This is a genomic window from Tardiphaga sp. vice154, assembly GCF_007018645.1.
Lineage (GTDB): Bacteria > Pseudomonadota > Alphaproteobacteria > Rhizobiales > Xanthobacteraceae > Tardiphaga.
In genome coordinates, this window is record NZ_CP041399.1 from 197,815 (window position 1) to 224,491 (window position 26,677).

Sequence of the window (26,677 nt, forward strand, 5' to 3'; positions counted from 1 at the left end):
TTGATATGGCGGCGCGGGCCGGGACCGGCAACCGCCGTGCGGGTCTATGTCGCCGAATTGGGCTTATTCTGCGGCCTGTCTGGCGCCGTGGACGCCCTCGGCGAGCGCGGCGACGAGATCGGTGACCGCGCTGACCGTGGTGGCGGTGGCCCGACCCTCGGCGTCCAGCGTGTCGTTCAACACATCGACCAGCGCCGAGCCGACCACCGCGCCATTGGCGTGCTGCGCGATGTCGTGTGCCGCCTGCGGGGTGCGGATGCCGAAGCCGACGCAGACCGGCAGATCCGTGTAGCGCTTGATTCGCGCGACGGCGGCACCAACCACCGAAGCATCCGCGCTCGCTGCGCCGGTGATGCCGGTGACGGAGACATAATAGACGAAGCCCGACGTATTCGCGAGCACCGCCGGCAGCCGCTTGTCGTCGGTGGTCGGCGTGGCCAGGCGAATGAAATTCAGCCCGGCCTTCATCGCCGGCAGACAGAGTTCGGCATCTTCCTCCGGCGGCAGGTCGACGATGATCAGGCCATCGACTCCGGCGACCTTGGCATCGACCAGGAACTTGTCGACGCCATAGATGTAGATCGGATTGTAGTAGCCCATCAGCACGATCGGCGTGACGTCGTCGCCGTTGCGGAATTCGCGGATCATCGCCAGCGTCTTGCGCAGCGTGGTGCCGGCTTTCAGCGCACGCAGGCCGGCGGCCTGGATCACCGGGCCGTCGGCCATCGGATCGGTGAACGGCATGCCTATCTCGATGATATCGGCGCCGGCCGCGGGCAGCGCCTTGATCAGCTTGAGCGAGGTGTCGAGATCGGGGTCGCCGGCCATCAGGAAGGTGACGAACGCGGCGCGTCCCTCGGCCTTCAGCGCAACAAAACGGGTATCGATGCGGGTGGTCATAGCTTCACTCCGCGCAGAATTTCCGCGACCTGCGGGATGTCCTTGTCGCCGCGGCCGGACATGTTGACGACCATCAGATGATCCTTCGGCAGCGTCGGCGCGAGATCCATCACCTTGGCGATGGCATGCGCCGGCTCCAGCGCCGGGATGATGCCCTCGAGCTTCGACAAAAGCTGGAACGCGGCCAAGGCCTCGTCGTCGGTGGCCGAGAGATAGGTGACGCGACCGCTCTCGTGCAGCCAGGAATGCTCCGGCCCGATGCCGGGGTAATCGAGGCCCGCGGAGATCGAATGGCCTTCCTGGATCTGGCCGTCCTTATCCATCAGCAGATAGGTACGGTTGCCGTGCAGCACGCCGGGGCGGCCACCGGCGATCGAGGCGGCGTGCAGCTGGGTAAGGCCGTGGCCGGCGGCTTCGACGCCGAAAATCTTGACCGTGGGATCATCGAGGAAGGGATGAAACAACCCCATCGCGTTGGAGCCGCCGCCGATGCAGGCGATCAGCGAATCCGGCAGCCGGCCTTCCACCTCCAGCATCTGCGCCTTGGTCTCGGTACCGATGATCGACTGGAAATCGCGCACCATCATTGGATAGGGATGCGGGCCCGCCACGGTGCCGATGCAATAGAAGGTGTCGCTGACATTGGTCACCCAGTCGCGCATCGCCTCGTTCATCGCGTCCTTCAGCGTGCGCGCGCCGGCCTGCACCGGCACCACCGTCGCGCCGAGCATCTCCATCCGGATCACGTTGGGCTGCTGGCGCGCGACGTCGACCGCGCCCATGAACACGATGCATTCCAGCCCGAACCGGGCGCACAGCGTCGCGGTGGCAACGCCATGCTGGCCGGCGCCGGTCTCGGCGATGATGCGCTTCTTGCCCATGCGGCGCGCAACCATGATCTGGCCAAGCACGTTATTGACCTTGTGCGAGCCGGTGTGGTTCAGCTCCTCGCGCTTGAAATAGATCTTGGCGCCGCCGAGATGGTCGGTCAGGCGTTCAGCAAAATACAGCGGCGACGGACGGCCGACATAATCCTTGAGATAGCCGTTCATCTCGGCCTGGAAGGCCGGATCGGCCTTGGCGTCGTCATAGGCCTGCTGCAGATCGAGGATCAGCGGCATCAGCGTTTCGGCCACGAAGCGGCCGCCGAAAATGCCGAAATGGCCGCCTTCATCGGGACCGGTGCGATAGGAGTTGGGCAGAGCGTTCTGGTTCATCAGGTCATCAATTCTTCGGTGACGCGCGCAGCGCGGATGAAGTCGCGGATCATGTCGGGATCCTTGATACCGGGCGTACTTTCCACGCCGGAAGAGATATCGACGCCACCGGCGCGCGTGATGCGCAACGCTTCGGCGACGTTGGAGGCATCGAGACCGCCGGACACCAGGAAGGGCAAAGCAAGATTCAGACCTTCCAGCAAGTGCCAGTCGAACGGCTCGCCGAGCCCGCCCGGACGGGACGCATCCTTCGGCGGCTTGGCATCGAACAGGATGCGGTCACATACCGCCGCGTAGCCGGGCAACGTCGCCAGGTCGGCTTTGGTTGCCACCGCAAGCGCCTTCATCACCGGCAGGCCGAACTTCTGCTTGATATCGCGGATACGCGCCACGCTCTCCTGGCCGTGCAACTGCAGGATCTGCGGTTGCAGCGCGTCGATGCTGTTGGCGAGCAGCGCGTCGTCGGCATCGACCGACAACGCCACCTTGACGGCACGGCCCTTGGCCTGCCGGCCCAGGATGCGCGCGGTATCGAGGTCGACATGGCGCGGCGAGGCTGGAAAGAACACGAAGCCGACCATGTCCGAGCCAGCCGCCAGCGCGGCGTCGAGCGTCGCCGGAGTGGAAAGGCCACAGATTTTGACGATCAGGGACATGGTGCAAATGACCGATGGCGGACACAGGATAAGGAGCGCAATTGGCCGGGTTCTACAACGTCGCGCCGGTCTTGTCTCGCTCCGAGGTGTCAAAGCCGAGACGGGCGGGAACCGGTGCTACCATACGCGGCGGCGCGTTTCGGGCGACGTTCGCCGTGTGAATGCGCAGGTCGGACAGTTCGACGCGGGTGCGGCGCGCCTCGGCCTCGTGCAGGCGGGCGGCGCGTCGCCAATGGCCCTGCCGGATCCAGGTCGCCAGACTGCCTGCGACGACGCCCATCATCGCCACCGCGATGATGATCACGAACAGCGGCAGGCTGGCGCCGACCGAAGGATTGGCGGAGTTGAACGGGTCGAACGACACCGTCACCACATGGCGGTTCGCGACCGCAAAGACGACAAAGACCACCGCGAGCGGGATCAGGATCAGGCCTGCGAAAAATTTGCGCATCATCGTCTCTCGCTTCAGCGCGACAGCACCGGCTTCACGCGCTGGCTTCGGAAGTCCCGGAGTCCTTGTTCAGCCGCTCGCGCATTTCCTTGCCGGTCTTGAAAAACGGCACGCTCTTCTGGTCGACCGGCACATGCGCGCCGGTACGCGGGTTACGGCCGGCGCGGGCCGGACGGTGCTTCACCGAAAACGCCCCGAAGCCCCGCAATTCGACCCGGTCGCCGCGCGCCAGCGCCGCCACGATCTCATCGAGGATCGCATTGACGATGTTCTCCACATCCCGCTGGTACAAATGCGGATTGTGCTCGGCGATGCGCTGGACGAGTTCGGATTTGATCATCGAGATGCTGGACTCTGTGCGGGGGGGACCATTTCCGTGAAAAAGGCGTGATCTGTCAAGACGCTAAATCAAATCGCGGGCCCGCTAAACTACGTAACAAATGCCCGGAAAAATATTTCATGCCTGCTCGCCGGATGACAACCGCACATCGTTCCCGACTTGAACTCAATTCGAACCGGCCGGCCGCCACAGCGCCAGCATACCGTCGAGGTTGAACTGCTCCAGCGCCACCCCCATGCCAAGCTGCTGCGCGATGCCATGCAGGCCCGCGGCCTGCAGCGTGACGGACGCCGCCGCGCGCAAGAAAGTGAGGTCGCCGAATTTCGGCGTCAGCTTGAAATCGTGCACCGGCAGGTCGCTCTTGACCTTCTTTTCGGCCACCAGCCAGGCCACCGCGGTCTTCTCGTCGCCGAGCTGGTCGACCAGCTTGAGATCGACCGCCTGACGGCCGGTGAAGACGCGGCCGTCGGCGACCTTCTCCAGCAGCGCGCCATCCATGCCGCGGCGGGTCTGCACCATGCCGCGAAACCAGGCGTAGGAATCCTTCACCAGCGATTCCAGCGCGGCGCGGGCTTCCGGGCTGGTCGGCTCGAAGCCGTTCGGCGAGGCTTTCAAGGGCGAGGATTTCACTTCCTCGACCTGCACGCCGACGGTCTTCATCAACCCGCTGAAATTGGGAAACTGGAACAGTACGCCGATCGACCCGACCAGCGAACTTTGCTGCGCCACAATATGATCCGACGCGATCGCCGCGATGTAGCCACCGGAGGCCGCGAGGCCCTCGACGACCACGACCATGGGCTTCTTCGCCTTCAAGCGCATCAAGGCGTCGTAGAGCTGCTCGGAGCCGGCGGTGGTGCCGCCCGGCGAATTGATATGGACGACCACGGCGGCGGCATTGGATTTCTCCAGCCGCTCCAGGGCCTCGACACGATCATTGTCGCTGCGGATCAGGCCATCGATATGGATTCGGGCGATCGACCCGGTGAAGGCCAGCGCGCTGGTCCCCGAGCGGTTGGCGACGATGCCGACGCTGACCACTGCGGCCATCGCCACCAGCACGGCGAGGGCGCGCCAGAACGTCAGCTTGCGCCGCATCCTGCGGCGATCGACGATCACATCGGTATCAAGCGACATCGAAAATCTCCCGGGACGGCTCTGGTCGTCGATAAGTCAGCGGATGGTATTTGCGGACGCAAGCTTGCCATCGCGTCACTGAATTACATCAATTGCCACGCAATATGAAGAAAACAAGGTCGCAGCCGCAAATGCGTAGCCCGGATGCAGCGCAGCGCAATCCGGGGCCGGCCAATGCGCCGAAGCGGCTCCCCCGGATTTCGCTTCGCTGCATCCGGGCTACGGTTCTCCCAACAAAAAGGGCCCCGGTTTCCCGGGGCCCCAATTGATATGACGAATAAGCCTTGAGCTTACTTGTCGGTGCGCTGCTTGAGCGCGGTGCCGAGAATGTCGCCGAGCGTCGCACCCGAGTTCGAAGACCCGTACTGCTCGATGGCTTCCTTCTCTTCCGCGACTTCGAGCGCCTTGATCGACACCTGGACCTTGCGGGCCTTCTTGTCGAACTGGATCACCCGGGCGTCGACCTTTTCGCCGACGGCGAAACGTTCGGCGCGCTGGTCGGCGCGCTCACGCGCGAGTTCCGAACGCTTAATGAAGCTGGTGAAATCGGTGTCGACGATCTGCACGTCGATGCCGGATTCCTTCACTTCGAGAACGACGCAGGTAACGACAGCGCCCTTCTTGACGTCGCCCGGCTCGGCGAAGGGGTCGCCTTCGAGCTGCTTGACGCCGAGCGAGATGCGCTCCTTCTCGACATCCACATCGAGGACGATGGCCTTGACCATGTCGCCCTTCTTGAAGTTGTCGATGACCTGCTCACCCGGCTGCTTCCAGTCGAGGTCGGAGAGATGGACCATGCCGTCCACTTCGCCGTCGAGACCCAGGAACAGGCCGAACTCGGTCTTGTTCTTGACTTCGCCTTCGACGGTGGCACCGACCGGATACTTCTCGACGAACACTTCCCACGGATTGCGCATGGTCTGCTTGAGACCGAGCGAAATGCGGCGCTTGACGGAATCGACTTCGAGAACCTGCACGTCGACTTCCTGCGAGGTCGAAACGATCTTGCCGGGGTGCATGTTCTTCTTGGTCCAGGACATCTCCGAGACGTGGATCAGGCCTTCGATGCCCGGCTCCAGTTCGACGAAGGCGCCGTAGTCCGTGATGTTGGTGACGCGACCCGAGAAGCGCGCGTTCAGCGGGTACTTGGCCTCGATGCCCTGCCACGGATCGTCGAGCAGCTGCTTCATGCCGAGCGAGATACGGTGGGTCTCGTGGTTGATCTTGATGATCTTGACCTTGACGGTCTGACCGATGGTCAGCACTTCGGTCGGGTGGTTGACGCGGCGCCATGCGATGTCGGTGACATGCAGCAGGCCGTCGATGCCGCCGAGATCCACGAACGCACCGTAGTCGGTGATGTTCTTGACGACGCCGTCAATGACCTGACCCTCTTCGAGGTTCTGGACCAGTTCCTGGCGCTGTTCGGCGCGGGTCTCTTCGAGAACCGTGCGGCGCGACACGACGATGTTGCCGCGGCGGCGATCCATCTTGAGGATCTGGAACGGCTGCGAGTTGTTCATCAGCGGAGCAACGTCGCGGATCGGGCGGATGTCGACCTGCGAACGCGGCAGGAAGGCGACTGCGCCATCCAGATCGACGGTGAAGCCACCCTTGACCTGGTTGAAGATGACGCCGTGAACCTTCTCGTTGTTGTTGAAGGCCTTCTCGAGCTTGCCCCAGCTCTCTTCGCGGCGCGCCTTGTCGCGCGACAGCACGGCTTCGCCCAGTGCGTTTTCGATCCGGTCGAGGAATACTTCGACCTCGTCGCCAACCTTGAGTTCGTTTTCGCGGCCGGGCACGGCGAATTCACGCAGCGCCACGCGGCCTTCCGTCTTCAGGCCGACGTCGATGACGGCCATGTCCTTTTCAATCGCGACGACAATGCCCTTGATGACGGAGCTTTCCTGCAGGTTGCCACCTGCGAAGGACTCGTCGAGCATCGCGGCGAAATCGTCGCGTGAAGGATTGTAAGTATCGGTCGAAGCCATTTGTTCTCCAGGTGCGGGTATGCCGGCAGTCGGGTGAAGGGGCGCCTCAAACGCGTAGTGTCGGGGGTCCGCAACCCCTAACGACCGCCCTGCGGGAAATCACAGGAACGGGCCGGCAGCATGACTGCACGCATGAGACGTTGATGATCCGGTGCCAAGGCAGTCGGCTCGAGGCCGACGTTCAAGACCAGGAGCGGGCTTTCCTCCAATGACGGCAACGGTTTAGTCTGATAATTCAAACCCGTTGCCGGCCCGCTCGGACGGCCTCGACAATGTCGATGGCGGCCCGGACGCCGCCTTCTATATCCAAATTGGAGTTATCCAGCAAGTATGCATCTGCGTCACGGTCAGCGCGGCGGGAACAAGAGGAGGCAGATGAATATTCTCCACTCGTCAGCGTCCACGCTGATGCTCTTGAACTGGGTAGCCGCATTTCGAGCTGAAGCCACGAGGCTCTTGCAATCGGAGACCCGGAAAGTCGCTATTGGGTCGTAATCAGCGTCATGACGCTTTTGCTGAAGCTCCACAACTGCTCTGGCATAATCCTTCAATTCGGCACTGAATCCCATGGCAGGGATAAACGGCCGGTATTTTCCAGGCGGCTGATCAAGCGCTTTACACAGTTCGCGGAGGTCCTTGTGGTCAATACTGCGACTGACAAGCGACCATTCGCGATGATTCCTACGGCTCTTACTTACGATAAAATCGCTAGCCGCGATGGTCGCACTATGAAAAAGGCCGTAATAGGCAGCCGAGACCGCGCGCCGGAGGTCGACTTGTTGTCCGCCGGCTTCGGCAATTAGTCGGTCTGCCTGATCGAAAAGTTGCCACGGATTAATAATCGCCATGATCTGAGGTCGCCGAAACTTCCGCAGAAAGTTCTGCTGGCGTCGCATAGTCGAGGATCGGAAACCGGGTCTCCCCGGCGGCCTGCAAGCCATTCATCAACTGTGACAATATATCAAGCGGCACCTTATTACGGAGTTTTCGAGCACTTTCGTCGCTTATGACGATGCTGACCTTGACGATGGGATCTCCGGTCCAGTCCAGCGAATCCCGGGCAGAAACCGACACGACGCTCCCCGGTGCCGTATTGGCATCGACGATCTCCCGGGTGAGGCGTTCAATCTGCGCGTGTTCTGCCATGGGATAAAGATTACGCCCTCAACTCCGAAGTTCAAGCCTTGATCCGGCCCGCCCGGACGGCTTCGACAATGTCGATGGCGGCCTGGACACCGCCTTCGATGTCCAAATTGGAGTTATCCAGCAAGTATGCATCTGCGGCTGGCTTCAAGGGCGCGGTGACGCGGTTCTGGTCGCGTTCGTCGCGGCGCAGGATGTCGGCCAGCACGGCGGCCTCGTCGGCCACCTCGCCGCGCGCCTTGGCCTCCAGCGTCCGGCGCCGGGCCCGCACGACGGGATCGGCAACGACGAAGATTTTGACGTCGGCATCCGGGCAGATCACCGTGCCGATGTCGCGACCGTCCAGCACGGCGCCCGGCGGATCCTCGGTGAAGCGACGCTGGAAGCTCAAGAGCGCCTCGCGGACCCGCGGAAAGGCCGACACCACCGAGGCGGCGTCGCCGATCTGCTGGGTTTTGAGCGCCGGATTGCCGAATTTCTCGGGATCGAGCTCCAGCGCGGTGGCGACCGCCATTTCCTCGTTCGTCAGGTCGATGCCGGAATCCAGCAACGCAAAGGCAACGGCGCGGTAGATCACGCCGGTATCGAGATGACGGTAGCCGTAATGCCGGGCCAGACGCTTGCCCAGCGTGCCTTTTCCGGATGCGGCCGGTCCGTCGATGGCGATAATCATGCGCTTGGAGCTACTCGTCTACGTTCGGTTCGGCGCGGCTTAGCACCCGGAATGCCAAATATCCACGCCGGATCGGCCTATGCGAACTCCGCGCCGAGCCGCTGCATCATCGGGATGAAATCCGGGAAACTGGTGGCGATGAAGGTGGTGTCGTCGATGGTCACCGGCTGTTCCGACGCCAGGCCCATCACCAACGCCGACATCGCGATGCGGTGGTCCATATGGGTGGCGACGAGGCCGCCGCCGGACACGCTTCCGGTGCCGTGGACGATCAGGTCGTCGCCCACGATTTCAACATTCACGCCGTTGACGCGCAGCATCGAAGCCGTCGCCTCCAGCCGGTCGGATTCCTTGACGCGCAATTCCTGCAGCCCGCGCATGACGGTGGTGCCCTGCGCGAACGACGCCGCCACTGCCAGCACCAGATATTCGTCGATCATCGAGGGCGCGCGCTCGGGCGGTACTTCGACGCCAACAAGCTTCGACGCCCGGATACGGAACGCGGCCATCGGCTCGCCGGCGTCGCCACGGATGTCGCTTTCCTCAATGGAGGCACCCATCTCGCGCAAGGTCGTGAACAGCCCGGTGCGCAGCGGATTGGTCATCACGTCGGTCAGCACGATGTCGGATCCCGGCACGATCAACGCGGCAACGATCGGGAACGCGGCCGAGGACGGATCGGCCGGCACCACGACATCGGCGCCGCGCAGCTCCGGCTGGCCGGTCAGCGTGATCTTGCGGCCGTGAACGCCTTCCTTCTCGGAGACGATCTGCGCGCCAAAATGCTTCAGCATCAGTTCGGTATGGTCGCGGCTGGCTTCGGCCTCGATCACGGTGGTCGTGCCGGGGGCGGACAGCCCCGCCAGCAGCACCGCTGACTTGATCTGGGCGGAGGCGACTGGGGTGCGGTAGACGATCGGCAGCGGGTCGCGCGCGCCCTGCAGCGTCAGCGGCAGCCGGCCACCATCCTGGCTGGCGGTGACGCGGGCGCCCATCAATTCCAGCGGATCGACGATGCGGCGCATCGGGCGGCTGCGCAACGACGCATCGCCATCGAACGTCGCCTCGATCGGGCAGCCGGCGACCGCGCCCATCACCAGCCGGCAGCCGGTGCCGGAATTGCCGAAATCCAGCGGCTGCTGCGGCGCCTTGAAGCCGCCGACGCCGACGCCGCGCACGGTCCAGGCGAATTCGCCGGTGCGTTCGACCTGCGCGCCCAGCGCCTGCATCGCTTTTGCGGTATTGAGGACGTCCTCGCCCTCCAGGAGGCCGGTGATGCGGGTCTGACCCACCGCGAGCGCGCCAAGAATCAGGGCGCGGTGCGAAATCGACTTGTCGCCGGGCACGCGCTCGCGACCCTCGAGCGCAGCGCTCTTGTGCGCCGAGAGCGGCGTGGGCACGGTCGCGGGGGTGTCGGAAGCGGCGTCTGAATGAGTCAAGATTGTGTTCCTTTGCGCGGCAGGCTCGTACCATATGGCCGGCACCGCGTCACGCCACGCGCAGAGAGCTATTGACAGCAGCGTGGCAACTAGCCAAGTGAAGCACCGTTTTTCAAAAAAATCCCTAGGATTCACACGTGGCCAAATCCGATCTCGGAACCAAGCGCATTTGCCCCACGACGGGTAAAAAATTCTACGACCTCGGCAAGACCCCGGTGATTTCGCCCTATACGGGCGAAGTGGTGCCGATTGCGCCGATCCCGCCGCCGCGCACCCGCGCCGACGCCGCCTCGCGCGCCGCAGCCGCTTCGGCTGCCGCTTCCGCGGCCGAACAGCCGGAAGTGGCGGATGCCGAGGACGAATTGGTTCCGCTCGAGGAAGCCGACGCCGAGGAAGGCACCGGCAAGAAGGCCGCCGTGCTGGAATCCGAGGACGATATCGACGCCGATGACACCATCGACGACGATGAGGACGATGATTCGACCTTCATCGCCGATGAAGAAGATGGTGATGACGACGTCACCGACATCATTGGTGACGTTTCCGGCGACGAAGAGACTTGAGCTTCGCCACGAACTGTGTTTTGAGATGCACCGCGCGCTAACGACCAGTCAGCGCGCGGTTCGTACGGCCCCGGAAATCGATTTGAGTTTTTCGGATAGGTCGGACTACCAGGTTAAGGGGCCATAGCTCAGCTGGGAGAGCGCTTGCATGGCATGCAAGAGGTCGGCGGTTCGATCCCGCCTGGCTCCACCATCCTTCGCTCGCTTCGCGAGCTTCGGCTCGGCAAGCCACGCCAGACTATCGGGGCGAAGCGAGCGAAGGATGTCACGCCGTAGCCCGAAGGGCGTAGGCGGACCGCCGATGCTCAACTAAATTTTACTCAGCTTGTAACGGTCGCTCATCATGGATCCGCAAGGCCATGAAATATGTCTACATCCTTGAAAGCCTTGATACCGAACATTTCTACATCGGCATCGCCGATGATCTCCGCGCGCGGCTTGTGAAACATAACGCAGGCGAAGTGACACACACGTCGAAATATCGACCGTGGCGAATCAAAACCTACATTGCCTTCAGCGATGAAAAGCAGGCCTTCGCTTTCGAAAGATATTTGAAGTCTGGCTCCGGCCGGGCCTTCGCGAAAAAACGCCTCTAACGCCTGAGCCGCGCCCTACTCCCCCAGCGCCGCATTCAGCCTGTCCCGCAGCGCGACCAGCTCATTCTTCATCGATACCAGCTCATCCACCGAACACGCCGAGGCCGCCAGCACGCCGTGCGGCACCGCTCTCGCCTTTTCGCGCAGATCATGCCCCCGCGGCGTCAGCGCGATCAGCATCTGGCGCTCGTCCGCAGCACTGCGGGTGCGGCGAATCAACCCGGCCACTTCGAGGCGCTTCAACAGCGGCGTCAGCGTGCCCGAATCGAGAAACAGTCGCTCGCCGATCGCTTTCACCGGAACGTCGTCGCGCTCCCACAGCACCAGCATCACCAGATATTGCGGATAGGTCAGGCCAAGCCTGTCCAGCAACGGCTTGTAGATCCGATTGAAGGCATGCGCGGTGGAGTACACCGCGAAGCAGATCTGGTTCTCGAGCTTGAGCGGCGAATACGCCGCATGCTTCCGTGGCATCGCACACCTTTCGGACCTGACCGGTCGGTCAGGATGCCATGTGGGGCCTTCCGGCCTCACAATCAATTGAGCGCAATCGAATTGTCCGACCCTCATTTTTTATTGTGCACAATCTAATTGGACGCCATATAGACGACATCGCTTCACGCAGGAGAGCAGTCATGTCCGTCAACGTCCTCTACAAGACCAGTGCCAAGGCTACCGGCGGCCGCGACGGCCATGCCGCGACCCTCGACGGCACGCTCGACGTCAAGCTCACCACCCCGAAGGAGCTCGGCGGTGCGGGTGGCGAGGGCAACAATCCGGAGCAGCTGTTCGCGGCGGGTTACGCGGCCTGCTTCATCGGTGCGATGAAATTCGTGGCGTCGCAGGGCGGCCCGAAGGTGCCGTCCGATGTTGCGGTGACGGCAACGGTGGGAATCGGCCCGCGCTCGGAAGGCGGTTTCGGACTCGACGTCGAACTCGCGGTGTCGCTGCCGGGCCTGGCCCGGGACGAGGCCGAAACGCTGGTGGAGAAGGCGCACCAGATCTGTCCGTATTCCAATGCGACCCGCGGCAATATCGACGTCCGCTCGGCGATCGTCTGATCGAACGCCGATGCCCGCCTGCCAGCCTGTGGCGGGCGGGCATCGGCCAGCCACGCTGGCTGCCTCGGGACAACACCCGAAATCGCATGGCGGCCAGCGTTTGCGAAGACGCGGTTTGGATGGTTTATGGGTCGCACGACCAACAACAAAATCATCAGAAACGCCTCATGATCCCCAATATTGCTCCCGGCGCCATCGCCGGACTGCGCGTGATCGACCTGTCGCGCGTGCTCGGTGGCCCCTACTGCACGCAGATCCTCGCCGACCACGGCGCCGACGTCGTCAAGGTCGAGCCGCCCGCCGGCGACGAAACCCGCGACTGGGGACCTCCCTTCCATGAGGACGACGCCGCCTATTTCATCGGCGCGAATCGCAACAAGCGCTCGATCGGCCTCGACCTCGCCTCGGAAGCCGGCCGCGTCGTGTTGATGCGGATGCTCGAAGACGCCGACGTGATGATCGAGAACTTCAAGCCGGGCACGCTCGACAAATGGGGCATCGGCAATGATGTGCTGCGCGCAAAATTTCCGAAACTGATCCATTGCCGGATTTCCGGCTTCGGCGGCGACGGCCCGCATGGCGGCCATCCCGGCTATGACGCCGTGATCCAGTCGATGGTCGGCCTGATGGCCGCCACCGGCACGGCGGACAGCGGCCCGACCCGGATTGGCGTCGCCCTCGTCGATATGTCGACCGGGCTGTATGCCTGCGTCGGCATTCTGATGGCGCTGGCGGAGCGCGCCAGATCCGGCCTTGGCCAGTTCGTGGAAGCGACTTTGTACGAAACGGGTCTCGCGATCATGCACCCGCACACCGCCAACTACTTCATGAATGGCGGCAAGCCGCCGGCGCGCACCGGGAACGAGCATCCCAACCTGTATCCCTATGCCGTGTTCGCGGCGCGCGATGGCGACATCTTCGTCGGCGTCGGCAATGACGCGACCTATCGCAAGCTGTGCAAGGAGCTCGGCAAGCCCGAGCTTGGCACCGACACGCGCTTTGCCCGCAACCGCGACCGCGTCGTCAACCGCGACGAATTGCGCGCCGAGCTGGAAGCGATCCTCACGCAGGAAGACGGCGAACCGCTATGCCGCCGCCTGCTCGCCGCCGGCCTGCCCGCAGGCCCGGTGCAGTCGATCGACAAGGCGCTCGCCAACCCACACACGATTGCGCGCGGCGATATCATCGAGAAGGACTGGTACAAGGGCGTCGCTTCACCGGTGCGCTTCGACCGCACCCCGGCAAGCCTGCGCCACGTCCCGCCGAAGTTCAGCGAGCATGCCACCGAGGTGCTCGAGGAGTTCGGCTATTCGGCGGAAGAGATCGGCGATCTCGTCGCCCGGGGCACGGTCAGCGGCCCGGAGCGCAAGCGCTAGCGCTAGCAGCAAGGTCAGGGATGCGGTCCCATCCCGGACCTCACTAAACTTCCAGCTGCCATGATCCGCGCTTTCGCGCGGGCGTCGGCTCGACTATACCGTCATCCCAATGTCATCCCGCGCTGTTACCGGCGCAGCAACGATGATGACGGCCACCGGGAGACCTTGGAATGAACCGACCACTGCGCCTTGCCACCCTGCTCGCCTCGACCCTCGTGCTCGCGTCGCCGGCCTATGCGGTGACCGAGATCCAGTGGTGGCACGCGATGACCGGCGGCAACAACGACATCGTCAACAAGCTCGCGGCCGACTTCAACGCCAGCCAGTCCGACTACAAGGTGGTCACGACCTTCAAGGGCGCCTATCCCGACACGATGAACGCCGGCATCGCTGCGTTCCGTGCCGGCACCGCACCGCACATCCTGCAGGTCTTCGAGGTCGGCACCGCAACCATGATGAGCGCCAAGGGCGCCGTCAAGCCGGTGTACCAGTTGATGAAGGACGCGGGCGAGCCGTTCGACGCCAACAATTATCTACCCGCCATCACCGGCTATTACTCGACCTCCAAGGGCGAGATGCTGTCGTTCCCGTTCAACTCGTCCTCGATGGTGATGTGGGTCAATCTCGACGCGCTGAAGAAGGCGAACATCGCGGAAATCCCGAAGACCTGGCCGGAAGTTTTCGAGGACGCCAAGAAGCTCAAGGCCGCCGGCTATGCGACCTGCGGCTTTTCCAATGCTTGGGCGACGTGGGCGCACATCGAACAGTTCTCCGCGTGGCACAACGTGCCGATCGGCACCAAGGCCAACGGGCTGGACGGCTTCGATACCGAGCTCAAGTTCAACGCGCCGCTCCAGGTCAAGCATCTGCAGACGCTGATCGAACTGCAGAAGGACAAGACCTACGATTATTCCGGCCGCGCCAATGCCAGCGAGAGCCGGTTCGGCTCCGGCGAGTGCCCGCTATTCCTGACATCGTCGGGCTATTATGCGACCGCCAAGGGCACCGCGAAGTTCGCCTTCACCTCGGCGCCGATGCCGTATTACCCGGACGTGGCCGGCGCGCCGCAGAACTCGATCATTGGCGGCGCCTCGCTGTGGGTGATGGGCGGCAAGAAGCCGGACGAATACAAGGGCATCGCCAAGTTTTTCACGTTCCTGTCCGACACCGACCGCCAAGCCAAACTGCACCAGGAATCCGGCTACCTGCCGATCACCAAGGCAGCGTACGAAAAGACCAAGGCCGACGGTTTTTATGAAAAGAATCCGATCCTGCAGACGCCGTTGAAGGAGCTCACCAACAAGGAGCCGACCGAAAACTCGCGCGGCCTGCGCTTCGGCAACATGGTGCAGCTACGCGACATCTGGGCGGAGGAGATGGAATCCGCTTTGGGCGGGCAGAAGACTGCGCAGCAGGCGCTCGACACCGCGGTCTCGCGCGGCAACGCGATGTTGCGAACGTTCGAGAAGACGGTGAAGTAACATGATCGTCGTAGCGCATCATGGCGAGGCACGGCAGACATGTTCCCTCCCCCTTGCGGGGGAGGGGGCAGAACGCCCCTGCCGTGAGGCGCGATAACAAGCGATGGAAAAGTCCGCCGTCTTCAAAGGCAGGTTGCTGCCCTATCTGCTGCTGGTGCCGCAGCTGGTCATCACGGCTGTTTTTTTCTACTGGCCCGCGCTGCAGGCCGTCTGGCAATCCTTCCTGCGCGAGGACGCCTTCGGCCTGAACTCGGAATTCATCGGGTTAGAGAACTATCAGGCGCTGTTCACGCAGCCTGAATACTACAAGGCGATGTTGACGACGCTGGTGTTCTCGTCGCTGGTGGCCGGGCTGTCGCTGGCGATCGCTTTGCTGTTCGCGACCCAGGCCGACAAGAATCTGAAGGCAGCGCCCGCATTCAAGATGCTGATGCTGTGGCCCTACGCGGTGGCGCCGGCGGTGGCCGGCGTGCTGTGGCTGTTCATCTTCCATCCCACGCTCGGCACCATGGCGCGGCCGCTGCGCCTGATGGGCTTCAACTGGAATCCGCTACTCAACGGCAACCATGCGATGACGCTGGTCGTGATGGCCGCCGTGTGGAAGCAGATCGCCTATAACTTCCTGTTCTTCCTTGCAGGGTTGCAATCGATCCCGCGCAGCGTGCTGGAGGCCGGCGCCATCGATGGCGCCGGGCCGCTGCGGCGGTTCTGGACCATCACCTTCCCGCTGCTGTCGCCGACCACGTTCTTCCTGCTGGTGGTGAACGTCGTCTACGTGTTCTTCGACACATTCGGCATCATCGACGCCGTGACGGGCGGCGGCCCGGCCGGCTCGACGACGACGATGGTCTACAAGGTCTATGCCGACGGCCGGCTCGGCGGCGATCTCGGCAGTTCGGCGGCGCAATCCGTCGTGCTGATGGTCATCGTGATCGCGCTGACGGCGATCCAGTTCCGCTATGTCGAGCGCAAGGTGCAGTACTGATGGTCGAGCACCGCCGCTGGAACGACATTCTGGCCTACGCGATCCTGATCTTCGGCGTGTTCATCGTCGTGTTTCCGGTCTATGTCGCAATCATCGCCTCGACCCATGATGCGGCCACGGTGGTCAACGGCAACATGCCGATGCTGCCGGGCGGACACGGCCTGGAGAATTACTACCGCGCGATTTTTGTCGGCGGCGCGCGCGCGAGCCGCGAGCCGGTCGGACAGATGCTGCTGAATTCCTTCATCTCGGCGGCGGGCATCGCGATCGGCAAGATCTTCATTTCGGTATTGTCGGCCTATGCGGTGGTTTATTTCCGCTTTCCGTTCCGCCAGACGGCGTTCTGGATCATCTTCGTCACCCTGATGCTGCCGGTCGAGGTGCGCATCTATCCGACCTACAAGGTGATCGCCGATCTGCATATGCTGGACACCTATGCGGGGCTGATCCTGCCGCTCATCGCGTCCGCCACCGGCACGTTGCTGTTCCGGCAGTTCTTCATGACGATTCCCGACGAATTGCTGGAGGCGTCGCGGATCGATGGCGCGGGGCCGTTCCGGTTCTTCAAGGATACGCTGCTGCCGCTGTCGGTGACCACGATGGCGGCCCTGTTCGTGATCCAGTTCATCTATGGCTGGAATCAATATTTGTGGCCGCTGCTGATCACCACGCAGGAATCCATGCAGACCATCGTCACCGGCATCAAGAAGATGCTGACGACCACCGACGAACTTGCCGAATGGCAGCTCGCGATGGCCACGGCGGTGCTGGCGATGCTGCCGCCGGTCGCGGTGGTTGTGTTCATGCAGCGCCTGTTCGTGCGCGGCCTGGTCGAGACCGAGAAGTAGGAATTTCATGTCGAACGTCTCGCTGCGCCATGTGCGCAAGACCTATCCCGGCGGCTTCGAGGCCATCAAGGGCGTCAATTTCGAAATCGCTGACGGGCAGTTCTGTGTGCTGGTCGGCCCCTCCGGCTGCGGCAAGTCGACCTTGCTGCGCATGGTGGCGGGGCTGGAAACCATTACCTCAGGCGAGATCGACATCGGCGGCCGCGTCGTCAACGAGGTCGAGCCGGCGGATCGCGACATCGCGATGGTGTTCCAGAACTACGCACTGTATCCGCATATGAGCGTCTACAACAACATGGCCTACGGCCTGCGCAATCGCGGCATGAAGGAGCCCGAGATCGACGCCCGCGTCCGCGAGGCCGCGAAGATTCTCGAAATCGGCGCCATGCTCGATCGCAAGCCGCGGCAACTCTCCGGCGGCCAGCGCCAGCGCGTCGCGATGGGCCGCGCCATCGTGCGGCAGCCAAAAGTGTTTCTGTTCGACGAGCCGCTGTCCAATCTCGACGCCAAGCTGCGCGTGGCGATGCGGGTCGAGATCCGCAAATTGCAGCGCCGGTTGAAGACCACCTCGATCTACGTCACCCACGACCAGCTCGAGGCGATGACGCTGGCCGATATCCTGGTGGTGATGAATGGCGGCGAGGTCGAGCAGATCGGCAATCCGCTGGAAATCTACCGCAAGCCCGCCACCACCTTCGTCGCCTCCTTCATCGGCGCGCCGCCGATGAACCTGATCCCGATGCGATCAGGCGAGATCGGCCTTCAATTCGCCGGCGACAGCCGTAGCCAGGCCGAAACCGGCATTCTCGGCGTCCGGCCCGAGGACCTGACGATCTCCCCCGACGCGGTCGCCACCGGCGGCATCGCGCTGGACCTGACCGTGGAAGCCATCGAGCGGGTCGGCCCGGAAACCTTCGTCTACGGTGCCCGCGACGGCGCGCACGGCATCAGCACCACGCCGGGCGAATTGCCGGCGGGCGAAGTCATCGTCCGCGTGCCCGGCCAGATTGCGCCCGCCGTGGGCGAGCGAATCCGGGCCATCGCGCCCCGCGACAAATTGCATCTGTTCAGCGCCGACGGCCGCAGCCGGATCGATACCTGACCGAAATCAACGCGCGGCCAAGCAGACCGGGCGATTCCGGGGTTCTTGAACCCGGCGGTACTATGCCCATATTGGACGCATCGGCAGGCACTCAGCCTGTCGGTGAAGAGGGCGCCGTCAGGGCCCTGATACCCAAAGTCGCTTCGAGAGGGCTTTGTATCTATGTCTCGTGTTCCTTCGTTATCCAGTCCGTTCCTGTTGGGCTTCGACGAGATCGAGCGTGCGCTCGACCGCGTTGTCAAAGGCGCCGACGGCTATCCTCCGTACAATATCGAGCGGTGCGACCGTAACAGCGGTCAGCCCGAACGCCTGCGCATCACGCTGGCGGTGGCGGGGTTCACCCGCGATCAACTCGATGTCACCACCGAGGAAAACCAGCTCGTCATTCGGGGTCGCCAGCAGGACGACAAGTCCCGGCAGTACATCCACCGCGGTATTGCGGCACGCCACTTCCAGCGCACCTTCGTGCTGGCGGAGGGGATGCAGGTATTGGGAGCGGATCTGAAGAACGGGTTGTTGTCGATCGACCTCACCAGGCCGGAGCCTGAAAGGGTCGTTAAGACAATTGCTATCAATGAGCACGAATAATGGAACTAGTAGCGGACTCGACCGCTTGGTCAACCGTAAGGAGTCGAGACCATGAGTGAAGTGAATATTGTTGACGTCGCGGATGTCTCCGCCGAAACGCTGGCTCATCTGGGCGATGGGCTGATCGCCTATGTGAAGCAGATCCGCTCCGAGGACGTGCCGGGCCTGTTTCCGCAGGCGCCGCATATTGCGCCCGGATTGAAGCTGTTCGCCCTGCACGCCGCCGATGGCACGCCGATCATGCTGACCGACAGCAGGGAAGCCGCGATTGCCAATGCGTGGAGCCAGGAATTGCAGGCCGTCAGCGTTCACTAACGCGACGACCGCCTGAGGTGTTGAAGTACGCGGGCAGCATCCCGCGTATTTTGCTGTCCGAATGGCCGGCCTGCCGCAGTCCCGAGAGTCAGGCGGCCGTCGCCGGCGGCAGCGCCAGTACCGAGTAGATCGCCTGGGCATCGCGCGAGGCGCGCAGCTTCTTGGCGACGTCCTGATCACGCAGCAGCCGGGCTATTCGCGCCAGCGCCTTCAGATGATCGGCGCCGGCGCCTTCCGGGGCGAGCAGCAGGAACACGAGATCGACCGGCTGACCATCCATCGCCTCGAAATCGATCGGGCGCTCCAGCCGCGCAAACATGCCGAACAATTTGTTCAGCGTCGGCAGCTTGCCGTGCGGAATGGCGACGCCGTAGCCGACGGCAGTGGTGCCGAGCTTTTCACGCTGCAGCAGCACCTCGAAGATGGCACGCTCGGTTTGGCCGGTCAGCACCGCGGCGCGCGCGGATAATTCCTGCAGCGCCTGCTTCTTGCTGTTGACCTTCAACGCCGAGAGAATCGCCTCGGGCGCCACCAGATCGGTAATCGTCATGGATCGTTCCGAGGATGTTGACCGTCAGCAGGTGAAACAGGGGTAGACCGGCAGCGTCAGAAAATGGAAGGGACGTCCTGTGTCAGAGACCGCCAAGCGCGTGCGCCCAGAAGTATCCTAGCACCGGAATGCCCCATGCGAAATGCTTCGATAGGCGGGTTTCTAATCCCGGCCTATCGAAGGCGGCGGACCATAGGTTCGGTCGAACGGGCCGTCAATGCCGTCAGGAGGTCTGAACCACCGGCGGGTCAACCCAACCCACATTGCCGTCGGCGCGACGATACACGATGTTCACGCGCCCGCTCGAGCCATGCAGGAACACCACGACGGCGGCGCCGGTGAAGTCCAGTTCCATCACCGCCTCGCTGACCGAAAACCGCTTCAGCGAGGTTGTGGCTTCGGCGATGATCACCGGATCGTAACCGGTCTCGTCGTGCTCGTCTTCCCCGGCGGGCGCCTCGATGACGTAGCTCGGCGCGTGCAAGGTCGGCGTCGTCAGTTCGGCGATGGCGACAGCTTCGGCATGCGTCTTGCGGGCCGAGCGATCCTTCAGCCGGCTCTTGTAGCGGCGCAGGCGCTTCTCGATCTGCAGCAACGCCTGGTCGGCGCTGGCATAGGCATCTGCGGCATTCGAATCGGCCTCGAGCGTAATTCCGGAATCCAGATGCAACGCGCAATCGGTACGAAAGCCGAAGCCGTCCTTGCTCAGTGTGATGTGGCCGGAATAATTGCCATCGAAATACTTTCGCAGCACTTCGTCGGTTCGCTCATGAACCCGGCCACGCAAGGCGTCGCCGACACTGATGCTTTTTCCCGAGATGCGGAGGGTCATGTTGATGCCTCGATTCGACGTGAGTACGACTGAGACAGTATGCCGATTTCGCGCGAGTGCAATCAAGCTGGTGCGGTGTCGCGGGAACGGTCGGAAGAGGAGGAGGCAGGCGCCGTCAGGGCATTTCCCAGCATGCTTTGCTTGTCGCGCCGGCGTTGCACCGATGAAGGGATCCGCATCGCCTCGCGGTATTTCGCCACAGTGCGGCGCGCAATATCGATGCCCACCTCACGCAGCCGCTCCACGATGGTATCATCCGACAGGATGACCGATGGGCTTTCATTATCGATCAATTGCTTGATGTGATGCCGCACGGCTTCCGCCGAATGCGCTTCGCCGCCGTCGGCGGAGGCGATCGAGGCGGTGAAGAAATATTTCAATTCAAAACTGCCACGATTGGTCGCCATATATTTATTGGCGGTAACGCGCGACACCGTCGATTCGTGCATCTGGATCGCGTCGGCCACCGCTTTCAGATTCAGCGGCCGCAGATGCGCCACGCCCTGCGTGAAGAAACCATCCTGCTGGCGGACGATTTCGGTCGCGACTTTCAGAATGGTGCGGGCGCGCTGGTCGAGCGCGCGCACCAGCCATGTGGCGTTCTGCAGGCAATCGGTGAAGTATGACTTGTCGCCGTCCTTGCGGATCGTCTTCGACAGTTCGGAATAATACACCTGGTTGACCAGCACGCGCGGCAGCGTGTCGCTGTTAAGCTCGACATGCCAGCCGCCGTCGGGGCCGGGCCGCACATAGACATCGGGCACCACGGTCTGGGTCCGCGCCGAGCCGTATTTGAGGCCGGGCTTCGGATCGAGCCTCCGGATCTCGCCGATCATGTCGGCCAGATCCGCGTCGTCGACGCCGCAGATCTTGCGCAGGCTGGCGATGTCCCGCTTGGCCAGCAGATCCAGATGCTCGACCAGCGCCTGCATCGCGGGATCATAGCGGTCCTGTTCGCGCAACTGGATGGCGAGGCACTCGCTCAGGCTCCGCGCGCAAACGCCGGGCGGATCGAATTTCTGCAGCACGCCGATCACGGTCTCGACATCAGCTGCCGACGCGCCGAGCCGCTCGCCGACGTCACCGAGGTCCGGCGGCAGGTAACCGGCCTCATCAACCAGATCGATCAGATATTGCCCGATCATGCGCAGCTGCGGCGACGTGAAGGCGACCGCCAGTTGCTCGGCGAGATGGCTGCCCAGCGTCACTTCGGCCGCGACAAAGGCTTCCAGGTTGTAGCTGTCGTCGGAAGAGGCGCCGCCGCCCCATTCGGTATAGGAAGTCGGTGCGGAATCCTGCGCATTGCGGGCCGCGGCTTCCGACGGCTCCTCCGAAAACACGTTCTCGAGGCCGGTGTCGAGGGTCTGCTCGATCTCGGCGCGGCTGCCGAGTTCCCTGTTCATCCACTCGTCGGGCGCGGGAGCATCGAAGCCGTCGCTGATGCCGCGGTCGGAAAAATCTGAGGAATCGCCTGAGCCTTCCTGGCCGGAAAAGCTGTCGTCGCGAGCGTGGTCGGTAAATTCGGCGCGCTCGGGCCCGGCCTCGCCGGCGATCGCGGGCTCGCTGCCATCGCTCGCGCGCTCCAGCAGCGGATTGCGCTCCAGTTCATCCTCGACAAAGGTCGAGAGGTCGAGGTTAGAGAGCTGCAGCAGCTTGATCGCCTGCATCAGCTGCGGCGTCATCACCAGCGACTGGGATTGACGAAACTCTAGTCTCTGCGTCAGCGCCATGGCGGCAAAAACCGATCCAAAAGTTGGTCCGTTTCTTGCTTATCCCTTTTGCGGGACGATGTACACGGCTTGACGAATTGTAATTTAGGACTAGAGGCGGAATTCCTCGCCGAGATACAGGCGGCGGACATCCGGATTGGCCACGATCTCCTCGGGAGATCCCTCGGTCAGGATCTCACCAGCATAGACGATGTAGGCGCGATCTGTCAGCCCCAATGTCTCGCGGACGTTGTGGTCGGTGATGAGTACACCGATACCCCGGTTGGTGAGATGGCGCACCAGATCCTGGATGTCGCCCACGGCGATCGGGTCGATGCCGGCGAACGGTTCGTCGAGCAGCATGTAATTCGGCCGGGTCGCCAGCGCGCGCGCGATCTCGACGCGGCGACGCTCGCCGCCGGACAATGCGATCGACGGCGATTTTCGCAGTTTCTGCACGTTGAATTCGTCGAGCAGGGCGTCGAGTTCGTATTCGCGCTTCTTCTTGCTGGGCTCGATCACCTCGAGCACCGCGCGGATGTTCTGCTCGACCGTAAGCCCCCGGAAAATCGAGGCTTCCTGCGGCAGATAGCCGATGCCGAGCCGGGCGCGCTGGTACATCGGCAGCCGGGTGACGTCGTGGCCGTCGAGCTCGATGGCGCCACGGTCGGGCTTGATCAGACCGGTGATCATGTAGAACACCGTGGTCTTGCCGGCGCCGTTGGGGCCGAGCAGGCCGACCGCCTCGCCGCGCCGCACATAGATGCTGACGCCGCGCACCACCTGGCGGGAGCCGAAGCTCTTTTCCACGCTGTGCACGGCAAGATAACCGGCATGGGTGGCCATCTGCGGCGCGGTCGCCTTGCGGCGGGCCTGTTTTTCGGCGCGCCGGGGGGGCTGTGCAGGCGCTTCCTGCCGGGGCGTAACGGCAACCGGGGCGGCCGATCGCGGCAGCTCGGGCGCCTCACGGACCGGCGCCAACAGCTCTCCCATCTCACCGGACAGCGCCGTGATGTCCGGCTCCGCGCGCGCGAAGCCTTTCGGGCCGCGCTTGGGGGCGCGCCGGCGGAACATGCCGAGGACATCAACCATGTGCGTTTCGCTCAGCCTGGATTGCCGCCCGCGCCAAACCCGCGGCCTGCTGGATGTGCCGGATCAATAGCATGAAGATGTCAATAATCCCTGCCCGGCCCAATGCCGGGATACCCGTCGCTACGGTACAACAATGGCGATAACGGGTTGTGCGATGCAGTTCAACCAAGGCGGGGCCGGCGGCGGAATCGTCACTTCGGCTTGGCGCCGCCCGGGGCCGGCGGGGTGGATGGCGACGATTGAAACAGGCCCTGCACGCGTCCGGTGTCGGATTCCACCCGTGACGTGCCCGTTGTCATGTCCACGACAAGGCGGTCGCCGCGCAGCACGTTCTTGCCCTGTGTCAGCACAACGCCGCCCAGCATGGTGACGAGGTTGGTCTTGGTGTCGAATACCGCGGTCTCGCCGGTGACGACCTGGTCCTTCTGGGTGACGACGACGCTGCCGCGCGCCTCGAGCCGCCGGATCGACGAACTGCCGCCCGGGCCGGGCTGCGCCGCCTTGATCGGCGCTTTCGCTCCCTTTGCAGCGGGGGCGCCGGGCGCCGGCGTCGCCGCGCCGCCGCCGTCATAGAACACCACCAGGCTCTTCGACTTCATCGTGGTGTCGCCCTGCACCACCTTCACATCGCCGGTGAAGGTGGCTTCCTTCTTCTTGTCGCGCATTTCCAGCGAGGCGGCCTCGATCTGGATCGGCTGGTCGCGGTTCTGCGAAAAACCCTGCATGGCATTGGGCACGCCCTGCACCGCGCTCTGCGCCAGCGCGGCGCCGGCACCGGCCAGCACCACGACCACGGCGCAGGCCGCAGCAACACGGTCAGGAAGACTGAAGCGGGACATCATCATCGATTTCATTTCGCGTTGGCGCGCTTGTCTTTGGAGGCCTTGGCCTTGGCAGGGGCCGGCGCGGGCACGGCGTCCGGCTCAGGCGCAGCCTCCGGTACAGCGGGCGGCTGGTCCATCACCAGATTCATCACCACACCGCCCTCGAAGCGCACCAACTCGCCATTCTCGGTAATCCGCAACCGCTTGCCGACCAGCGTCCCGTTCAGCAATTTCACATCGACCGGCTCGTCGGACGTCACCGTCCCCGCCGCGATGTCGATCACGGCCTGGCTGAGACGGGCTTCGTAGCCGGTCGAGGTCTGCATGAAAATGTCTTTGTACAGCTTGAGCAACTGGGTCTTGGAATTGAAGAAGCCGGTGCGGGCGTCCATCGTCATGGTCGACTTGTCTTCCATCAGCACCTTGGCGCGCAGCACATTGAGCTCGACATTGTCGGGGTCGGTGAGGTCCTGCGTGGCGGTCTTGGCCCATAATTCATAGGGCCGACCGTCCGGCGAGAAGCCGGCCAGATGCGGCGTTTCCATCGTGATCTTGGTGCCGGACACGACCAGGTTGCTCATGTCGACCGGCAGCCGCGACAGGATCATCCGGAACGGGTTGAAGATCGAAATACCGACGATCATGGCCATCGACAGCACGACGGCTGCCGGCACGGCGACGCGCAGCAGCCGCACAAGCCTGGAATGGCGTGCAGCGGCCCTGAACCGGACGTCCATTCCGGCTTGATAGGTCGGGATCTGAACCGAATTCACCGCTGCTCCAACGCGCCGGCCTGGCAGGCGCATTCTACGCCCAAATGCGCCGAAATGCAGCCCTCACCAGAACGAGTACTATGACCGAAACGGGGCGAAGCCCGTCGCTTGCTGCGTCGAGAGGTCACTGCCGCCGGTTTCGATCAGGAATGCGCGAAGATATCCTGTTCGGACCAGCCCGACAGGTCGAGTTTCGACCGCGTCGGCAGGAAGTCGAAGCAGGCCTGCGCCAGTTCGGTACGCCCCTCGCGCGCCAGCATGACGTTAAGCCGCTCGCGCAGGGCATGCAGATGCAGCACGTCGGAAGCGGCATAGGACAATTGCGCATCGCTGAGCTTGGACTGGCCCCAGTCGCTGGACTGCTGCTGCTTCGACAGATCGACATTCAGCACTTCTCGGACCAGATCCTTGAGGCCGTGGCGGTCGGTATAGGTGCGGCACAGCCGCGAGGCGATCTTGGTGCAATAGACCGGAGACGGCATCACGCCGAGGCCGTTATAGAGTGCGGCGAGATCGAAGCGGGCGAAATGGAAGATCTTGGTCACCGTGGGATCGCCGAGCAGCTTCTTCAGGTTCGGCGCGTCGGTGTGCCCGACCGGGATCTGCACCACGTCGGCGCTGCCGTCGCCGGGCGACAGCTGCACCACGCAAAGCCGGTCGCGGTGCGGATTGAGCCCCATGGTCTCGGTGTCGATCGCCACCGAATCGGTATAGCGGCTCAAATCCGGCAGATCGCCGCGGTGCAGGCGGATGGTCATGGGGTTGGCAACCTCTTCGTAGCCACGATTCGTGGGTTTCAAAGGAGGTTTAGCGCCGATTGTCCGGGGTGACGAGAGCCGCTTTGCATCTCGCCACCCTCCTACATTACTCCGCCAGTTCCCGCATCACCTTGATCAGGTCCGACTTGCCCTCGAAGCCGATGCCCGGCAGTTCGGGCATGGTGATGTGGCCGTCGATCACCTTGACGCTGTCCGGAAAGCCGCCATAGGGCTGGAACAGGTCGGGATAGCTCTCGTTGCCGCCAAGGCCCAGGCCGGCCGCAATGTTGAGCGACATCTGGTGGCCGCCATGCGGAATGCAGCGCGTCGGCGACCAGCCGAACTGTTCGAGCACGTCGAGCGTGCGCAGATATTCCACCAGGCCATAGGACAGCGCGCAGTCGAACTGCAGCCAGTCGCGGTCCGGGCGCATGCCGCCGTAGCGCAGCAGGTTGCGGGCGTCCTGGTGCGAGAACAGATTCTCGCCGGTCGCCATCGGGCCGGGATAGAATTCGCTCAGCGATGCCTGTAGCGCATAATCAAGGGGGTCGCCGACTTCCTCGTACCAGAACAGCGGATAGTCGCGCAGCATCTTGGCATAAGCGATCGCGGTCTCCAGATCGAGCCGGCCGTTCGCGTCGACCGCGAGCCGCGCCTCAGAACCGATTTCCTTCAGCACCGCCTCGATGCGGCGGCGGTCTTCGTCGATCGGCGCCCCGCCGATCTTCATTTTGACGACATTGTAACCGCGGTTGAGATAGCTGCGCATCTCCGCCTGCAGCGCCGAGTCGTCCTTGCCCGGATAGTAATAGCCGCCGGCGGCATAGACGAACACGCGCGGATCGGCCTCGCGGCCCTTGCTCTCGGCCAGCATGCGAAACAGCGGCTTGCCGGCGATTTTTGCGGTCGCGTCCCAGATCGCCATGTCCAGCGTGCCGACCGCCACCGATCGCTCGCCATGGCCGCCCGGCTTCTCATTCGACATCATCGCGGCCCAGATCCGGTGCGGATCGAGATTGTCGCCGGCGGCGTTGATGAGGCTCTTCGGATCGGCCTCGAGGATGCGGTTCTGGAAGCGCTCGCGGATCAACCCGCCCTGACCGTAGCGGCCGTTGGAATTGAAGCCGTAGCCGACCACGCGGCGGCCGTCCCTGATCACGTCGGTGACGACGGCGACCAGGCTGGTCGTCATCTTCGAGAAGTCGATATAGGCATTGCGAATCGGCGAGGCGATCGGCTGGGTGATTTCGCGGACGTCGACGATCTGCATGATGTTC

The 26,677-nt window shown here is 63.3% G+C and carries 30 protein-coding genes, 1 tRNA gene and 1 pseudogene; 11 read left to right on the plus strand and 21 right to left on the minus strand.

All coding sequences use genetic code 11. The features are described 5' to 3' along the window. Positions 1-63: 63 nt before the first annotated feature. The 12 genes and pseudogenes from trpA to aroA all read right to left on the minus strand — a co-directional run bounded on the left by trpA (position 64) and on the right by aroA (position 9,947). Positions 64-900, minus strand: coding sequence for a tryptophan synthase subunit alpha (gene trpA / locus FIU28_RS00825; protein WP_143571222.1), 837 nt, complete (start codon positions 898-900; stop codon positions 64-66). Then, positions 897-2,117 carry a tryptophan synthase subunit beta gene (gene trpB / locus FIU28_RS00830; protein ID WP_143571223.1) on the minus strand — a complete coding sequence of 407 codons (1,221 nt, stop codon included), beginning with the start codon at positions 2,115-2,117 and terminating at the stop codon, positions 897-899. Before trpB ends, trpA begins: the two co-directional genes overlap by 4 nt. Further along, on the minus strand, positions 2,117-2,773 hold the full coding sequence (locus FIU28_RS00835; RefSeq protein ID WP_143571224.1) for a phosphoribosylanthranilate isomerase: 657 nt from the start codon (positions 2,771-2,773) through the stop codon (positions 2,117-2,119). The genes trpB and FIU28_RS00835 overlap by 1 nt, the downstream gene beginning before the upstream one ends. A 52-nt stretch (positions 2,774-2,825) precedes the next feature. Next, the gene (locus tag FIU28_RS00840) at positions 2,826-3,227 is read right to left on the minus strand and encodes a LapA family protein (protein WP_143571225.1); all 402 of its coding nucleotides are present in this window, start codon (positions 3,225-3,227) and stop codon (positions 2,826-2,828) included. A 31-nt stretch (positions 3,228-3,258) separates the two neighbouring features. Continuing rightward, positions 3,259-3,564 (minus strand): integration host factor subunit beta, encoded by a 306-nt coding sequence (locus tag FIU28_RS00845; protein WP_143571226.1) that lies wholly within the window; start codon positions 3,562-3,564, stop codon positions 3,259-3,261. Between the two features lie 165 nt (positions 3,565-3,729). Continuing rightward, positions 3,730-4,701, minus strand: coding sequence for a signal peptide peptidase SppA (gene sppA / locus FIU28_RS00850; RefSeq protein ID WP_143571227.1), 972 nt, complete (start codon positions 4,699-4,701; stop codon positions 3,730-3,732). Between the two features lie 290 nt (positions 4,702-4,991). Further along, positions 4,992-6,692: a 30S ribosomal protein S1 gene (gene rpsA / locus FIU28_RS00855; protein WP_143571228.1), complete on the minus strand. Its 1,701-nt coding sequence runs from the start codon at positions 6,690-6,692 to the stop codon at positions 4,992-4,994. 235 nt (positions 6,693-6,927) lie between these two features. Beyond that, a pseudogene (locus tag FIU28_RS00860) lies at positions 6,928-7,029 on the minus strand (cytidylate kinase); the annotation flags it as partial. A 10-nt stretch (positions 7,030-7,039) separates the two neighbouring features. Next, a complete protein-coding gene (locus FIU28_RS26240; RefSeq protein ID WP_168202806.1) occupies positions 7,040-7,540 on the minus strand; it encodes a hypothetical protein in 501 nt (166 codons plus the stop codon). Further along, the gene (locus tag FIU28_RS00865; RefSeq protein ID WP_143571229.1) at positions 7,527-7,838 is read right to left on the minus strand and encodes a hypothetical protein; all 312 of its coding nucleotides are present in this window, start codon (positions 7,836-7,838) and stop codon (positions 7,527-7,529) included. The genes FIU28_RS26240 and FIU28_RS00865 overlap by 14 nt, the downstream gene beginning before the upstream one ends. 31 nt (positions 7,839-7,869) lie before the next feature. After that, positions 7,870-8,508: a (d)CMP kinase gene (gene cmk, locus FIU28_RS00870; RefSeq protein ID WP_143571230.1), complete on the minus strand. Its 639-nt coding sequence runs from the start codon at positions 8,506-8,508 to the stop codon at positions 7,870-7,872. A gap of 77 nt (positions 8,509-8,585) precedes the next feature. Then, a complete protein-coding gene (gene aroA, locus FIU28_RS00875; protein ID WP_441351262.1) occupies positions 8,586-9,947 on the minus strand; it encodes a 3-phosphoshikimate 1-carboxyvinyltransferase in 1,362 nt (453 codons plus the stop codon). A gap of 137 nt (positions 9,948-10,084) precedes the next feature. On the opposite strand from aroA, the gene FIU28_RS00880 reads away from it, so the two are divergent. The 3 genes from FIU28_RS00880 (at position 10,085) to FIU28_RS00890 (ending at position 11,106) form a co-directional block, all read left to right on the plus strand. Continuing rightward, complete coding sequence (locus FIU28_RS00880) at positions 10,085-10,510, plus strand: TIGR02300 family protein (RefSeq protein ID WP_143571231.1); 426 nt, start codon at positions 10,085-10,087, stop codon at positions 10,508-10,510. Positions 10,511-10,627: 117 nt separating this feature from the next. Further along, positions 10,628-10,703: transfer RNA gene (locus tag FIU28_RS00885), tRNA-Ala, on the plus strand. Positions 10,704-10,869: 166 nt separating this feature from the next. Then, entirely contained in the window at positions 10,870-11,106 is a 237-nt protein-coding gene (locus tag FIU28_RS00890; RefSeq protein WP_143571232.1) for a GIY-YIG nuclease family protein, read from the plus strand. 15 nt (positions 11,107-11,121) lie between these two features. Here the strand turns inward: FIU28_RS00890 and FIU28_RS00895 are convergent, their stop codons facing one another. After that, a complete protein-coding gene (locus FIU28_RS00895; protein WP_143571233.1) occupies positions 11,122-11,580 on the minus strand; it encodes a MarR family winged helix-turn-helix transcriptional regulator in 459 nt (152 codons plus the stop codon). Between the two features lie 161 nt (positions 11,581-11,741). Between FIU28_RS00895 and FIU28_RS00900 the strand changes: the two genes are divergently transcribed. From FIU28_RS00900 to FIU28_RS00935, 8 genes are all read left to right on the plus strand, one after another. Beyond that, positions 11,742-12,167 carry an organic hydroperoxide resistance protein gene (locus FIU28_RS00900; RefSeq protein ID WP_143571234.1) on the plus strand — a complete coding sequence of 142 codons (426 nt, stop codon included), beginning with the start codon at positions 11,742-11,744 and terminating at the stop codon, positions 12,165-12,167. 167 nt (positions 12,168-12,334) lie between these two features. Next, positions 12,335-13,543, plus strand: coding sequence for a CaiB/BaiF CoA transferase family protein (locus tag FIU28_RS00905; RefSeq protein ID WP_143571235.1), 1,209 nt, complete (start codon positions 12,335-12,337; stop codon positions 13,541-13,543). Positions 13,544-13,713: 170 nt separating this feature from the next. Beyond that, on the plus strand, positions 13,714-15,024 hold the full coding sequence (ugpB, locus tag FIU28_RS00910) for a sn-glycerol-3-phosphate ABC transporter substrate-binding protein UgpB (RefSeq protein WP_143571236.1): 1,311 nt from the start codon (positions 13,714-13,716) through the stop codon (positions 15,022-15,024). A 103-nt stretch (positions 15,025-15,127) separates the two neighbouring features. Then, positions 15,128-16,009, plus strand: coding sequence for a sn-glycerol-3-phosphate ABC transporter permease UgpA (gene ugpA, locus FIU28_RS00915; RefSeq protein ID WP_143571237.1), 882 nt, complete (start codon positions 15,128-15,130; stop codon positions 16,007-16,009). After that, complete coding sequence (ugpE, locus tag FIU28_RS00920; protein WP_143571238.1) at positions 16,009-16,857, plus strand: sn-glycerol-3-phosphate ABC transporter permease UgpE; 849 nt, start codon at positions 16,009-16,011, stop codon at positions 16,855-16,857. The genes ugpA and ugpE overlap by 1 nt, the downstream gene beginning before the upstream one ends. Positions 16,858-16,864: 7 nt before the next feature. Then, positions 16,865-17,959 (plus strand): sn-glycerol-3-phosphate import ATP-binding protein UgpC, encoded by a 1,095-nt coding sequence (locus tag FIU28_RS00925; RefSeq protein ID WP_143571239.1) that lies wholly within the window; start codon positions 16,865-16,867, stop codon positions 17,957-17,959. A gap of 162 nt (positions 17,960-18,121) precedes the next feature. Continuing rightward, positions 18,122-18,547, plus strand: a complete 426-nt coding sequence (locus FIU28_RS00930; protein ID WP_143571240.1) for an Hsp20 family protein — start codon at positions 18,122-18,124, stop codon at positions 18,545-18,547. A gap of 51 nt (positions 18,548-18,598) precedes the next feature. Next, positions 18,599-18,862, plus strand: a complete 264-nt coding sequence (locus tag FIU28_RS00935; RefSeq protein WP_143571241.1) for a DUF1150 family protein — start codon at positions 18,599-18,601, stop codon at positions 18,860-18,862. 88 nt (positions 18,863-18,950) lie between these two features. On the opposite strand, the gene ptsN is transcribed toward FIU28_RS00935, so the two are convergent. The 8 genes from ptsN to FIU28_RS00975 form a co-directional block, all read right to left on the minus strand. Then, the gene (gene ptsN, locus FIU28_RS00940) at positions 18,951-19,412 is read right to left on the minus strand and encodes a PTS IIA-like nitrogen regulatory protein PtsN (RefSeq protein WP_143571242.1); all 462 of its coding nucleotides are present in this window, start codon (positions 19,410-19,412) and stop codon (positions 18,951-18,953) included. Between the two features lie 223 nt (positions 19,413-19,635). Continuing rightward, positions 19,636-20,244 carry a ribosome hibernation-promoting factor, HPF/YfiA family gene (hpf, locus tag FIU28_RS00945; RefSeq protein WP_143571243.1) on the minus strand — a complete coding sequence of 203 codons (609 nt, stop codon included), beginning with the start codon at positions 20,242-20,244 and terminating at the stop codon, positions 19,636-19,638. 62 nt (positions 20,245-20,306) lie between these two features. Next, entirely contained in the window at positions 20,307-21,974 is a 1,668-nt protein-coding gene (gene rpoN, locus FIU28_RS00950) for an RNA polymerase factor sigma-54 (protein ID WP_143571244.1), read from the minus strand. A 90-nt stretch (positions 21,975-22,064) separates the two neighbouring features. Next, positions 22,065-23,045 carry an LPS export ABC transporter ATP-binding protein gene (gene lptB / locus FIU28_RS00955; protein WP_143571245.1) on the minus strand — a complete coding sequence of 327 codons (981 nt, stop codon included), beginning with the start codon at positions 23,043-23,045 and terminating at the stop codon, positions 22,065-22,067. A gap of 191 nt (positions 23,046-23,236) precedes the next feature. Further along, a complete protein-coding gene (locus FIU28_RS00960) occupies positions 23,237-23,884 on the minus strand; it encodes an LptA/OstA family protein (protein WP_168203055.1) in 648 nt (215 codons plus the stop codon). Positions 23,885-23,895: 11 nt separating this feature from the next. Further along, positions 23,896-24,642 (minus strand): LPS export ABC transporter periplasmic protein LptC, encoded by a 747-nt coding sequence (gene lptC / locus FIU28_RS00965; protein ID WP_143571247.1) that lies wholly within the window; start codon positions 24,640-24,642, stop codon positions 23,896-23,898. Between the two features lie 143 nt (positions 24,643-24,785). Continuing rightward, a complete protein-coding gene (locus FIU28_RS00970) occupies positions 24,786-25,400 on the minus strand; it encodes a ribonuclease D (RefSeq protein WP_143571248.1) in 615 nt (204 codons plus the stop codon). 106 nt (positions 25,401-25,506) lie between these two features. After that, positions 25,507-26,670 carry a mandelate racemase/muconate lactonizing enzyme family protein gene (locus tag FIU28_RS00975; RefSeq protein WP_143571249.1) on the minus strand — a complete coding sequence of 388 codons (1,164 nt, stop codon included), beginning with the start codon at positions 26,668-26,670 and terminating at the stop codon, positions 25,507-25,509. Positions 26,671-26,677: the final 7 nt, after the last annotated feature.